Genomic DNA, 13,120 nt, shown 5'->3' with positions numbered 1-13,120 from the left:
GACAACAAATGTTGTGTGACGCCAAATGCATCTATCCGGGCATTTATACAGCAGCAGTTTCCGGTGCGTTATTGTCATCTGAAGTATCATCTTTTGAAAGCAGCTTGCGTATACCTTCGGCAGCCACGATCACTCCAAGGATGAGCAGCAGCACTGCAAATACCAGCTGAAGGACATTTCCGGCCTGGACACCGGCTGAGAAAGTGCCGACCAGGTCAATGATCTTCAATACAAGGGCTGTGAAGGTAACGCCCAGCATGACCACCATAGGTCCCCAGAGCATGAAGCCCTTCCTGTGAGTACGTTTCAGGAAGACAGCGCATGCAATAAGGGCAAGTGCAGACAAGAGCTGGTTAGCTGAGCCAAACAGAGGCCAGATGCTTGAATAGCCTACCTTAGCCAGCAGGAAGCACAGTATCAGGGTCAGTATAGTTGCAAAATATTTGTTTGTCAGGATTTTATTTACGGATGACTGCTTCTCTGGCGCAACAGAATCATCTGTAAAGAATTCCTGGAAAGCAAGACGTCCGATACGTGCTACGGAGTCAAGGCTTGTGAGTGCAAATGCAGAAACTGACAGCGTGATCAATGTAAAAGAGATATTCTCCGGAATCCCCACCTTTGTCAGGAATGTGGAAATAGCAGATGCAAATATCTGGGGCGGTGTGCCTTCAGGAAGCCCGCTGGAAGTAGCCGCAAACCCCACACATATGAGTGCGATGACCGCCAGGAAGCTTTCCAGCAGCATGGCTCCAAATGATACAGGAAGCATACTCTTTTCGTTTTTGATCTGTTTTGAGGCAGTACCGGAAGCCACCAGTGAATGGAAGCCTGACACAGCCCCGCAGGCGATCGTGACAAACAATGACGGGAACAGGTAGGATACCGTATTTCCGCTTTCAATCTTGAATGCTGTAAATGTAGGCAGGTTCATAGAAGGATTGTAAATGATGATACCTACAAAGGCCGCCAGCATCATGGCAAGCAATAAGTAACTGTTTAAGTAATCACGCGGCTGCAGGAGCGCCCAGACAGGGGTCACGCACGCTATGATGACATAAGCAAATACAAATAACAGCCAGAAGTCACGTGAAAAATAGATTGGTGCATTTACACCTATAACGATGGAAAGTACAAGCAGCGCAATGGCTACAATTGTATTAACCGCTTTATTAAATTTGGAGTATTTCAGGAAAAATCCAAGTGCAACAGCAAAGATAATAAACAGGATAGATGTCATGGCAACAGCGCCGTTAGCTTCCACCTGCCCCTGTGCATCGAATCCATTAAAAGTACCTGCCACGATATCAGCAAATGCGGCAACGACAAGAATGGAAAAGAGCCAGGTAAATAAAAGGAAAAGTCGTTTTCCAAGTTTTCCTATGTATCTTTCAATAATATATCCAATGGAACGTCCTTTGTTTTTTACTGAGGCATACATGGATGCAAAGTCCTGGACAGCGCCAAAGAAGATACCTCCAAGAAGAACCCACAGAAGAACGGGCACCCATCCGAAGATAGCGGCCTGAATAGGTCCGTTTATAGGTCCTGCGCCTGCTATGGATGCAAATTGGTGACCAAACACTACGTTTGTGTCAGCGGGGACGTAATCTACTCCATCCTCCATTTCATAAGCCGGGGTCTTAGCCTTTGGGTCAATCCCCCACTTGTTTGCCAGATAGCGGCCATAGATCAGGTATGCTGCAATGAGTGCGACAGCCGCTATAACGATGATTATTAAGCCATTCATAATGATTCCCTCCTAAGCATGATGTTAGTGTATTCCGGAAGCGTGATGAAGCTGAAGCTGCGGCCGGAATGGCGGCACACTGTGGTGTGCCTGAAATGTGTCAGAAGACAGCCGGTATGGATATATTCTGCTGCGAGCCGGGAGAATAACTGCGGAAATAAAAAAATCTCCATAATGAATTCCTGAGAAATCATTACAGAGACGGACCGTCCGCGTTACCACTCTATTTGCTGCCTGAAAAAGCAGCCACTCAATCCCATCACCCCGGAGTAATACTGAAAATGCAGGTAAAACATAATAAATATCTGCATAAGGGGGTTAACAGGCGCTTCTGTAACGGAAAGCAGCCGTTTGAGCCTACTGGGCCGCATAAGACATACTGCGGCTTTTGGGTCAAATGCTCATGGGTGATGTTGATGTACTTTTCATACCGCTTCCCAGCGCCTGCGGCTCTCTGTGATGAAAGGATGTATATCAATGGCTCCCAGTCAAAGCATATAACCATATTAACTATCACTTGATTTAGGATTATAGTACTTTACCATGAAAAAGTCAATAGGAAGTTTATAGATATTTTAGTTTTTTTTAAGAAACATTACACAGACAACCAACATGTGAACAGAAGCACAGAAATTAGTATGGTAAAAGTGCACAACGTCAGCGTGACGATTTTGTGACGGTTAAAACTCACCAAAAATAAAAAATTTCTTTGTGGAGAAATTTGTCAGAATCTAAGGTATTATAATAGAGAAGACCCGTGGACTTGATACGAGCCTATTGGGCGGACGCCGCCCGGGACAGAAACTGTGGGGTTTCTGTCAGAACATAACAGGGCAGGTAATTAATGTGCCTGCAGGTTTCATATAGTATTCTTCCGCGCTTTATGGTAGTATGGATGTAGAAAAAAACTGGCCGGCGGCCGTTTGCACTCAATAAGCGGATAGGATGGATACTGATGGAAAAGAAAAGAACAGATTATAAGAGAACTGAAAAAGCAAGACCTGAGAAAAAACAATATGAGGAAGAAAAAGGCAGAGCAAGAAAATCTGCCGATTCAAGAGGAAGAAGAGTAAAACCGGAAGGAAAGGCTTTGCAAGTGGGAAGCGATGCCAGGTCAGGCAGAGAAAGACAGCAGAAGAGTGGAATCCAGAGTGGGACGAAGATTCCATACGGGGCTGTCAACAGAAGCAGAAGAACTGCGGGAGCTCTGACGGATGTCTGCCCGGTTTATAAGAAATGTGGAGGCTGTGAATATCAGGGTGTTCCATACCAGGAACAACTGAAGCTAAAAGAGAAACAAGTGAGAAAGCTTCTCCAGAAATACTGTACGGTATATCCCATTGTGGGTATGGAGGAGCCTTATCATTACAGAAACAAGGTCCACGCGGTCTTCGACCACGACAGAAAAGGGAACGCCATATCCGGCGTTTACCAGAAGGGCACACATTATGTTGTGCCGGTAGATGAATGTATGATCGAGAATCGTAAAGCGGATGAGATAATAGTCTCTATCCGGGAGCTTCTCCGGTCATTTAAAATAAAGACATATGATGAAGACACGGGATACGGACTCCTGCGCCATGTGCTGGTAAAACGAGGTTTTGCCACAAAAGAGATCATGGTGGTGCTGGTGACTGCATCTCCTGTTTTTCCGTCCAAAAATAATTTTGTCAATGCCCTGAGGCGCCTATATCCGGAAATCACCACGATCATCCAGAACGTGAACGGCCGGGGCACAAGCATGGTTTTGGGAGATCAGGAAAAGATCCTTTTCGGCAAAGGATATATAGAAGATGTGCTCTGCGGTTGCAGGTTCAGGATCTCATCAAAGTCCTTCTACCAGATCAATCCCGTGCAGACAGAGGTCCTCTATGGAAAAGCCATAGAGCTGGCCGGACTGACAGGCAAAGAGACGGTCCTTGACGCCTACTGCGGGATCGGTACAATCGGCCTGATAGCCAGTAAACAGGCAGGCAGCGTGACAGGTGTTGAGTTAAACAAGGATGCCATCCGCGATGCCATCGTAAATGCAAAGCAGAATAATACGAAAAACATCCGTTTCTACTGTGCCGACGCCGGAGAATTCATGGAAGATATGGCGGCACAGGGAGAGAAGGCAGATGTAGTCTTTATGGATCCACCCCGCAGCGGAAGCGATGAGAAATTCCTCTCATCCCTGGTCAGGATGGGGCCTGAGAAGATCATCTATATTTCCTGCAATCCGGAGACACAGGCCAGAGATTTGGAGTATCTCACGCGGCATGGGTATGGGGCACGGGGGGCGTGGCCGGTGGATTTGTTTCCGTTTACAGGGCACGTTGAGGTGGTGATACAGATGACGTATTGTGGTGATGAGCGAAAATAGAGAGGTTTAACCACAAGATGTTGTGGCTTTGAAGCGAAAATAGAGCGAAAATCGGGGCAAAAAACGAGCGTTTTTTGCCCCGATTTTTTGCCCTTTCCACAGATGACAGTAAATGCTCCATAATTCGTGGGCTGACTTATGACTGATTTTATGCGATGATGATCTCATCAAATCTACTTAAAGAACTCCAGAAACTTTGATTGGAGTTTTCTAAGTTTCAAAGGAGATTTCAAGTATGAATGAAGTAATGCAGGTTCGTGCGGCCGGTTGGACCGCAATGATCAAACAACGCAATGATAGCGGTCTGACCATCAAAGAATGGTGTGCCGCCAACGGAATCCGGGAGTCGGTCTATTATTATCGGCTAAACCGGTTGAGAAAAATGGCATGGAATGCTTGTGAAACACCGGATCCCGCAAAGGATCATGCTCCTTCCGGCACATTTGCGCAGATTTCAGTTTCTTCTGCTATACAGACTTCAAATGTGGCAATCCGCATTCGCCGTGGTGATACTGTCATGGAAGTAAGCAGCGATGCGCCGGAGCGCATCCTCTCTTTTTTGAAAGAGGTGATGTTCCGTGCTCTCTGAACTCAACGGTTTTCAGGCCATCTATATCTACTGTGGAAAATGTGATCTTCGCAAAGGGATTGATGGTTTGGCGACGTTAGTAAAGGAACAGTTCCATCTGGATCCGTTTCAAAAGGATGTTCTGTTTCTTTTCTGCGGATGCCGCACTGACCGGTTCAAAGGCCTGGTATGGGAGGGCGATGGCTTCTGCCTGCTTTATAAGCGGATTGAAGCCGGGCGCCTCCGATGGCCGAGAAGTCAGGAAGAAGCAGGAAGAAAAAGCACGGCGCTCCGCCATCTACCGCCCAGCCGCCAAGAAAAAGGCCGAACCGGTCAAGGGAAAATACAGCTCCAAGTATGTGCTGTCGGATATCTTAATCTGCGCCGAATGCGGCCAGCCTTATCGCAGACAGGTATGGTCAAAATACGGACAGAAATGGGCAGTGTGGCGCTGCGACAACCGCCTGAAATACGGTTCCAAGCGTTGCAAACACTCGTCGACCATCAAAGAGGACACCTTGCACCAAGCAATCATGGCGGCCATCAACAGCGTAGTCGAGGATCAGGGCGAATTTGTGCAGGCGTTCCGGGAGAACGTCATCCGGATCATCGGCAGCTACTCCCCAAAGAGCGAACCGACCGAATATGATGAGCAGATCGAGCAGCTCCAGCAGAGGATGATGGCACTCATTGAGGACAGCGCCAAGGCAGAATGCGCGGATGAGATGTTTGACAAGGAATATCGCGTCATCGCCAATGAAATCAAGGAGCTGAAAAAGAAAAAGGCCAAGTTAATCAGAGAACGCCAGCTTGCCGAATCCTACGACCAGCGGATGCAGGATATGGAGAGCTATATGAAAAAAGCCAGCTACCTGAAGCGGGAATTTGACGATGACCTTGTCCGCAGGCTGCTGCAGACGGTTAGGGTGATCAATGAGAGCAAGATAGAAATACAGTTTAAGTCTGGCATCGTTATGACACAGCGGATTGACTTTGAGGACTAAATAGAGCGGCAGGAGCCGGAAAAAGAGAGCGCTCTTGCCGAGTACATACACTGATAAGAACAAAATTCTCAGACATAGAGCTGAGGATTTTGTTCTTGGCAGTGAGAAGCGTTGTGACTATGAGCGGTTAGGATAGAAAATTACTGTCGAACATGATATACTTTATGAAAGAAATCTGCAAAATGCGAGGTGAAAAAATTTGGATAATCGAAATCAAATGGGAAAGAATAAGGATGGAGTGATATTCCCTGTTGCTCCAAATCTTTCCGAGATGAGTGATGCTTATTTGAAATTTATTGAAGAAGTAAAAGCAGAAATCCAAAGGCAGCGGATTTCAGTTGTGCTGAATGCAAATTCCAGCATGATATGCCTGTACTGGAACATTGGTAGAGCTATTCTGAAAAAACAGGAGGAAGAAGGCTGGGGCGCAAAAGTCATTGACCGCATGGCCAAGGACATAAAGGGTGCATTCCCGGAGATGTCTGGATTTTCTCCGAGAAATATCAAATATATGCGAAAGTTTGCAGAGAGCTGGCCTGACTTTGAAATTGTGCAACGGGTTGTGGCACAAATTCCGTGGAGAACAAATCGGATGCTGTTGGATAAGCTGGATTCTATGGAGAGCCGTATCTGGTATGCCAATAAAGCAATAGAAAATGGCTGGAGCAGCAATGTGCTTGACCTGCAAATACAGGGCGGTCTCATGGAGCGTTCAGGAAGAAGTGTGAATAATTTTCCTGCGGCACTTCCGCCAGCGGATTCAGATATGGTCAATCAAGTGTTTAAAGATCCGTACTTGTTTGATTTCCTTGGTACGGATATGCCCCGGCGAGAAGTTGAGATTGAGCGACAGCTCACAGAACATATTCAGAGCTTTCTGCTGGAGTTGGGACAGGGGTTTGCTTTTGTAGGCAGACAGGTACATTTGGAAGTTGGCGGCGATGATTTTTATATCGACCTTCTGTTTTACCACCTAAAACTTCGATGCTATGTGGTGATTGAACTGAAAGCTTGCGACTTTGAGCCGGGATTTATCAGCCAATTGAATATGTACCAAAATGTAGTAAACGATGTTTTGCGTCATCCAGATGATCAGCCGACAATCGGTCTGCTGTTGGTAAAAGGCAAGAATGAAACGGTGGTAGAGTATTCTCTGGCGGGATACAAGAATCCCATTGGTGTTGCGGAGTGGAAAAATCAGATTGCCAAGGCATTGCCGGAGGAACTGCGCAGCAGCCTGCCGTCTATTGAAGAAATCGAAAAAGAACTGGAGTAATAGTGCCACAGCCTGTGGCACTATTAGAATCCAGATATGCAGAACAATATTGATAAGAATAAGACGCTTGAGCCTTGATGGTTCGAGCGTTTTATTGTTAGTAGAAAACACAGCTATAGTGGTTGGCTTTAAGGAAAAATGGTGGTAGAATATTATTAAATACATACACAAAGAGGTGGCATGCTGCTTTTGCTATATCTATAATATTTAATCTAATACAATAATCGTATTTTGCGGAGGAAGCATTTGATGAGAATTGAGAAAATACGCATTAAGGGATTCAGAAATTTCGATGATGCAGAAATTTTTCTTCAACCCAAAACACTTATTATCGGAGCAAATGATGTTGGAAAGACCAATTTATTGTATGCTCTTAGGCTACTGTTTGACAAATCACTTAATGAACACGACTTAGAATTGACAGATAGTGACTATAATGCTTATTCGGGCGCTGAAAGCATAGAGATTACAGTTACAATTTGTGGAATCACTGAAGAATGCTTATTAAGTACTTTTGGTGGTAGTATCAAGGATGAAACTACAGTTATTCGATATACGAACAGTAAAAATGGTCAGTACAGCATATGGATAGGGTATGATGAAACAGTCCTTGAAGAACAGTCTACCCGCCAGTATATTAAAAGATTGAATATGCAATGTGTTGATACAAATAGAGATTTGTTTGGCTTTTTGAAAAGAGAGCGTATTCAGATATTACGAATGGCTAAAGAACGTTTGGATAAGGAGGCAAAAGAAGCAGATGATGTTAAGACTGGTGAAATTCAAAGTAAATTAAATGATATAAACAGTCAGGTTAGCTCATTGAATTATGTTGCATCTGCTTTGGAAAGTGTGAATACAGAGTTGGCACAATTATCTATTCATAATGAAGATCAGAAAGTAAAATTTGTTGCAGGAGAGAGCGATGCGGAAAAGTTATTGGATAACTTAATATTATCATACTCATCCGATCAAGGTCCATTAGCAATTGGTGGTGATGGGAGAAATAATCAAATTTTTCTTGCAACATGGATTGCAAAACAAAATATTCAGAAGAATATTGATCACGTTACTTTCTTTGCGGTTGAGGAGCCAGAAGCGCATTTACACCCACATCAGCAAAGAAAACTGTCAAAATACATTCAATCAAATTTCAATGATCAGATTTTAATTACAACGCATTCACCGCATATTGCATCTAAGTTTGAGCCAGACAGTATTATTAGATTGCATACTGTTAACAAATACACGCATGTTGCATGCGGAGGATGTAGTCAACTGTTGAAGGCGGAATTCGAAAAATTCGGATATCGTTTAAATGCACTTTCGGCGGAAATATTTTTTTCGGATGGTGTATTTCTCGTGGAAGGCGTATCAGAAGTCCTTTTTTATACCGCACTTGCGCAGGAAATAGGTGTTGATCTTGACCGATTAAATATTTCAATATTAGCGGTAGAGGGAGTAGGGTTTAAACCATATGTAGCAATATGTGATGCTTTGAAGATACCATGGGTTCTAAGAACAGATAATGATATCTTTTCAAAACCAAATAAAGCGCCTACAAAAGACTATTATGCAGGAATCTCTCGAATAGCAGGAATCCTTTCGCAGATAAGAAATGCTGATGAGCCGATTAATCAATATTGGCAGCAACATAAAGATGAAAATGAATGGGGACATCAGAAATCTATACCGGCAACAGCAATAGCCTTAAATGATTATTTTAGAGCACAGGCAACAGTGTATGGTTTATATGTGTCAGATGTTGATTTAGAGATGGACTTGGCAAAGAGTGACTTGTATGATGATCTTAAGGCATATTATAGAAAGCGTACAGTTACTACTTTGGTAAAGGCGATGCAGACGCATAAGGCACAAAATATGATGAGCTTTTTGACGTCTGAACATACTAAATTAGGTAAGATTCAGGGGGCAGAAGTTTGTGCGCCACTTTTAGCGCTAAAAAAGACTGTCGAAGAAGGGAGTCATCCTGCTCATGATTAAAAAGCCGACAGAGGAACAAATAAGCATATTAGAGCAAAATGGTAATGTTGTTGTAACAGCAAGACCGGGATCTGGAAAAACATATACTGTTGTTGAGAAGATAGGATTGGTTTTGAAAGAATTGCCGGATTATAAAGGAATTATTGCTATTTCATTTACAAACAAGGCAAGTGATGAGCTAAAAAGTCGTTGCAAACAGAGGGGTATAGAACACAAGAACTCCTTTTTTGGTACGATAGATAAATTTTATATTTCGCAAATAATTATTCCTTTTGCAAGTCATTTAACGTACACTTTACCTGAATATGAAGTTGTAAATTCATCGGAAAGTGATCCAATATATTCTGGATTGTTTGGAATGGGTTCGGATGTTACAAATGACCAAGAAATATTGCTATTAGAATCATTGAAAAATGGAAAGATTTTTTTGGATGTGTCAGGAGAAACAGCATTATACATCATGAAAAAAGTTCCTGGAGCGCTTCAATATATTAAATCCCGATATGTATCTGTGTTTATAGATGAATATCAAGATTGTGGACAAATACAGCATGATATTTTTATTATGTTGTGTGAAAGCGGACTTATAGGAGTTGCTGTTGGTGATATTAATCAAGCTATATATGGGTTTAGCAATCGCTTCCCGAAATATCTGCTTTCACTTATAGGCAGAGAAGATTTTAAGCATTACGAGCTCAGCGTAAATCATAGATGTCATCCTAGTATTGCGGAGTATTCGCTATGCCTATTTGACGCCTCAAAGCAAATTCAAGAGGATAAAAGGGTATTTCGTGTATGTGTTGAGGGATCAGAAAGGGAAATAGCAAAAAAAATCGATCAGAAATTACAGGCGATAAAAAAGACTTATGAAGTTGTAAGTAATAATCAAGTGGCTATTTTATGTCGAGGAAATGGAACAATTCATTTTTTAGATACAGTTTTAAAAACGAAACATAAAGTGTTTTCTGAGAGTCCATTAGACAAGGACAATTCAAATTGGGGACGTATATTTTGTGAATTGTTGAATGCACGATTTGATAAAAGTATATATGCTGTAGACTATGCCGAAAAATTATTTTCTGAAGAAATCGAGCCAGATAGATACAGAAAGGCATTAGAAGTGTGTCATAAGATATTTAGCTGTCCGTTTGGGGAGATGATTAATGTAATAGATAATTTTATCGAGATAGCGGAATTGGTTTATCCCAAAGGATATAATGCTGGAACCGTTGCTTTACTAAAACACGTATTGTCAGATAGCACAGCTTTAAATAGCTATGTGCCCGCTGCTGAAGATGAATTAAATATAATGACTTTACATAAATCAAAAGGTCTTGAGTTCAATATTGTGTTCCATATGGATATGTACAAATACATTATATCTGATGAGTATGGTACAGCGGATGAAATTGAACAGTTGCTTAATCTTCATTATGTTGGGATTACACGCGCAAAAGATGCTTGTTTCATAATGAATGGGACTCAACGATATCGGAGCAGACAGAATGATTTTTATAAAGCGTACCCATCATCGTTTTTATTGAAAGATGGACTACAAGAGCGACGACGAGAATTACGGTGGTAGTGTGCAGCGTCGAAAGCACTAAGCTGTTAAGAATAAAGTCCTTGAGAATTGAACTCAAGGACTTTATTGTTGGCAGTAAAGTTGCTGACAAAATATTTCTCTATCCGGTGTAGCAAAGCCTCCAAAACACGAAATTTTATGCTATACTTTTACTAATACAAAGGTGAAGGAGAAGAACCAAAAAGGAAGGGGAAATTTGAGAATTCGGTTGGAGTTAAATACCTCCGCCAAGGCCCAATTATGCCTTCTGGAAATCTTTTTCACACACTCAACACATGTGGAGACGGTGACGTTTCTGGTGCGGAAAGATTGATTTTACTGGCATTTGCGGGATCTTTAGTGCAAAATGGAGTTGTGATATTACTTATGTAGAAAATTTGTCGGATTATTTGAAAGGGCAATAGCTAATAAAGGCACCTACTAATAATCTATTGACATAAAAATAGGATTTGCGTATAATAATAGTAGAAGAAAAGCGTGCTTTTCTAGTGGGCTAACACTTAAATCTGATACTTTTGCCAATCAAGTGGTTGGTCGTTGGCGGACAACACTAAAATCCGATATCTTTACCAGTCTTTGACTGGTCGTTGGCAGACAACACTAAAATTAGCCACAAAGAGAGAGTATATAGCACAGTGGTGTTATTACTCTCTCTTTAAATTTATAGAGGAGAATAACCTGAATTATGAAATTTACAAAGGAAGCTGCAAAAAGAATCGTGTTAAATTGCGCAAAGCAATATCGGCAAAGGCTCCTTAATAAGAAGATGATTATTATTTATCGTGAGAGAAAGGATAATACGATTCAATTTATTGAAGTCGCTTTTTATTAATAAAGATTACAGATGAGCAGGAAAAAGCATGTGTTTTGGACGGAATGTTGGATTTTTGCCAATTTAACGAAATGTTATTGCTAGAAGTTTATGGCGTATGAGGAATTTCTTTATAATAACTGGAATAGAAAAGAAGATTACGCTGATGAAATAAGGATGCCGCATTTTGAAGAAGTAGACGGGTATGTTATGGATGCTTTTAAAGAGAAATATCGTAATGTTCAGATATTAAAGAAAATGTTTGAAGAATTTAGGTGTGATCACTGAAATTGCATTATAGGGTAAAATGAAAATGTTAATTCTCGCACCACTGGTGCGAGTTATGGAGGAACGATATTGGAAGAAATAATTGGATATCAGCCTTTGGTAGATGAAATCAAGGATTTGATTAATAAAAAATAGTATTTGAATTTGAGCTGCTAAAGGGTATTAATCGATGAAAGTCATTGGAAATACAGGCTTTTTCGCATGTTGAGGTATTCAGAACAACAATAATTTTTAATTCTTTAGTGCCCGAACTTCTTATGGGATATAAAACGATACGAGCAGATATAAGAAAATATTATACTGTACGGGGCGAACGCATTTATTATTCAGCGAGGTAGATTATGAACATAGACAGTAATTTTAGAGGGGGTATATATGTTGTACAAGATAGTGAGATACTAATAGAACATGTATCCGGACTGGCTGACTTGGCAAATGAAATACCAAATACAATTGAAACAAAATTTGCCAGTGCGTCAGCAGGAAAAGTATTTATTGCTGTAGCTATCTTACAGTTGATTGAGCAAGGAAAACTGAACTTTGAGGATACATTAGAAAAACTGCTTGATTTTGATTTATATGATATAGATGTTGATGTGACAGTAGAACAATTGTTAAATCATACTTCGGGGGTGCCAGATTATTTTGATGAAAGTATTATGGACGAATATGAGGAATTATGGTTTGAGTATCCTAATTACAAGATTAGACATAATAATGATCTGTTCCCTTTGTTCATAGATAAGCCTATGATGTATCATAAAGGTGAAAAGTTTCAATACAACAATTCGGGTTATGTGTTATTGGCAACGATAATTGAAAAAGTAACAGGAATGTATTTTGATAAGTATTTGCAAACAAATATTTTTGATGTATGCAATATGAATGGAACGGGTTACTATGAGCTGGATAGATTACCGTCGAAATGTGCAAATAATTATATTTATTGTTCTGATACAAATGATTTCCGTACAAATATCTTTTCTGTTGATGCAAAAGGAACGGGGGCAGGAGGAGCTTTTATAACAGTAAAAGATATAGTCAATTTTTGGACGAACTTATTAAATGAAAAACTTATTTCAAAAGAGTTTCTTTCAAAGATGTTTACTAAACAAAGCGGAGACGGGACGGACGCCGAAGAAGGCTACTATGGCTATGGCGTATGGATTATTGACAATCCATGTGGTAAAGATTTAGTATATTTTCAGGGGTGTGACCCTGGTGTGAGTTTTATTTCTGAATATAATCCTAATAATGGCATGATTTCTGTTTTAGTGAGTAATTATGGTGATAATGTGTGGAAAGAAATGCGAAAAATTAGAGAAAATTTTTATAAGTAGTATTTTATAACATCTGGTTTGTTATAGGGTTTCAGATCTTTTAAACAAGCAAAAATCTCTCTTACTGTCGCAGACAGAAACAAGCTATTTTTATGGAAAAGGGTACTCTTTTCCTATACTTGTTGCGAA

The 13,120-nt window shown here is 41.1% G+C and carries 9 protein-coding genes, 1 pseudogene and 1 other annotated feature; of the genes and pseudogenes, 9 read left to right on the top strand and 1 reads right to left on the bottom strand.

Going from position 1 to position 13,120, the window contains the following annotated elements:
* Positions 1 to 43: 43 nt before the first annotated feature.
* Complete coding sequence (locus NSB28_RS13055; RefSeq protein ID WP_109625769.1) at positions 44 to 1,750, bottom strand: carbon starvation CstA family protein; 1,707 nt, start codon at positions 1,748 to 1,750, stop codon at positions 44 to 46.
* Positions 1,751 to 1,944: 194 nt separating this feature from the next.
* Positions 1,945 to 2,251, bottom strand: a binding site (T-box leader).
* 454 nt (positions 2,252 to 2,705) lie between these two features.
* Here NSB28_RS13055 and rlmD point away from each other — a divergent pair.
* The 9 genes and pseudogenes from rlmD to NSB28_RS13015 all read left to right on the top strand — a co-directional run bounded on the left by rlmD (position 2,706) and on the right by NSB28_RS13015 (position 12,991).
* Positions 2,706 to 4,115, top strand: a complete 1,410-nt coding sequence (rlmD, locus tag NSB28_RS13050; RefSeq protein ID WP_109625767.1) for a 23S rRNA (uracil(1939)-C(5))-methyltransferase RlmD — start codon at positions 2,706 to 2,708, stop codon at positions 4,113 to 4,115.
* A gap of 235 nt (positions 4,116 to 4,350) precedes the next feature.
* Entirely contained in the window at positions 4,351 to 4,704 is a 354-nt protein-coding gene (gene tnpA, locus NSB28_RS13045) for an IS66 family insertion sequence element accessory protein TnpA (protein ID WP_109625766.1), read from the top strand.
* Positions 4,694 to 4,891: pseudogene (tnpB, locus tag NSB28_RS25135) on the top strand (IS66 family insertion sequence element accessory protein TnpB); the annotation flags it as partial. The gene tnpA and the pseudogene tnpB, both read left to right, overlap by 11 nt.
* Positions 4,821 to 5,687 (top strand): recombinase zinc ribbon domain-containing protein, encoded by an 867-nt coding sequence (locus NSB28_RS13040; protein WP_392391501.1) that lies wholly within the window; start codon positions 4,821 to 4,823, stop codon positions 5,685 to 5,687. The pseudogene tnpB and the gene NSB28_RS13040, both read left to right, overlap by 71 nt.
* A gap of 199 nt (positions 5,688 to 5,886) precedes the next feature.
* Entirely contained in the window at positions 5,887 to 6,963 is a 1,077-nt protein-coding gene (locus NSB28_RS13035; RefSeq protein WP_330665381.1) for a PDDEXK nuclease domain-containing protein, read from the top strand.
* A gap of 249 nt (positions 6,964 to 7,212) precedes the next feature.
* The gene (locus tag NSB28_RS13030; protein ID WP_109625764.1) at positions 7,213 to 8,967 is read left to right on the top strand and encodes an ATP-dependent nuclease; all 1,755 of its coding nucleotides are present in this window, start codon (positions 7,213 to 7,215) and stop codon (positions 8,965 to 8,967) included.
* Complete coding sequence (locus tag NSB28_RS13025) at positions 8,960 to 10,552, top strand: UvrD-helicase domain-containing protein (protein ID WP_109625763.1); 1,593 nt, start codon at positions 8,960 to 8,962, stop codon at positions 10,550 to 10,552. The genes NSB28_RS13030 and NSB28_RS13025 overlap by 8 nt, the downstream gene beginning before the upstream one ends.
* Positions 10,553 to 11,474: 922 nt before the next feature.
* A complete protein-coding gene (locus NSB28_RS13020; protein ID WP_257497782.1) occupies positions 11,475 to 11,651 on the top strand; it encodes a hypothetical protein in 177 nt (58 codons plus the stop codon).
* Positions 11,652 to 11,992: 341 nt separating this feature from the next.
* Positions 11,993 to 12,991 (top strand): serine hydrolase domain-containing protein, encoded by a 999-nt coding sequence (locus NSB28_RS13015; protein WP_109625762.1) that lies wholly within the window; start codon positions 11,993 to 11,995, stop codon positions 12,989 to 12,991.
* Positions 12,992 to 13,120 lie beyond the last annotated feature (129 nt).

It is taken from the genome of Murimonas intestini (genome assembly GCF_024622195.1).
Classification (GTDB): Bacteria; Bacillota; Clostridia; order Lachnospirales; family Lachnospiraceae; genus Murimonas; species Murimonas intestini.
Note: the sequence above shows the minus strand (reverse complement) of the source record. Positions and strands in the feature narration are given on the sequence as shown.

Coding starts and splice junctions, on each gene's coding strand:
- NSB28_RS13055 (WP_109625769.1), bottom strand. CDS start 1,750: ATGAATGGCTTAATAATCATCGTTATAGCGGCTGTCGCACTCATTGCA.
- rlmD (WP_109625767.1), top strand. CDS start 2,706: ATGGAAAAGAAAAGAACAGATTATAAGAGAACTGAAAAAGCAAGACCT.
- tnpA (WP_109625766.1), top strand. CDS start 4,351: ATGAATGAAGTAATGCAGGTTCGTGCGGCCGGTTGGACCGCAATGATC.
- NSB28_RS13040 (WP_392391501.1), top strand. CDS start 4,821: ATGTTCTGTTTCTTTTCTGCGGATGCCGCACTGACCGGTTCAAAGGCC.
- NSB28_RS13030 (WP_109625764.1), top strand. CDS start 7,213: ATGAGAATTGAGAAAATACGCATTAAGGGATTCAGAAATTTCGATGAT.
- NSB28_RS13025 (WP_109625763.1), top strand. CDS start 8,960: ATGATTAAAAAGCCGACAGAGGAACAAATAAGCATATTAGAGCAAAAT.
- NSB28_RS13020 (WP_257497782.1), top strand. CDS start 11,475: ATGGCGTATGAGGAATTTCTTTATAATAACTGGAATAGAAAAGAAGAT.
- NSB28_RS13015 (WP_109625762.1), top strand. CDS start 11,993: ATGAACATAGACAGTAATTTTAGAGGGGGTATATATGTTGTACAAGAT.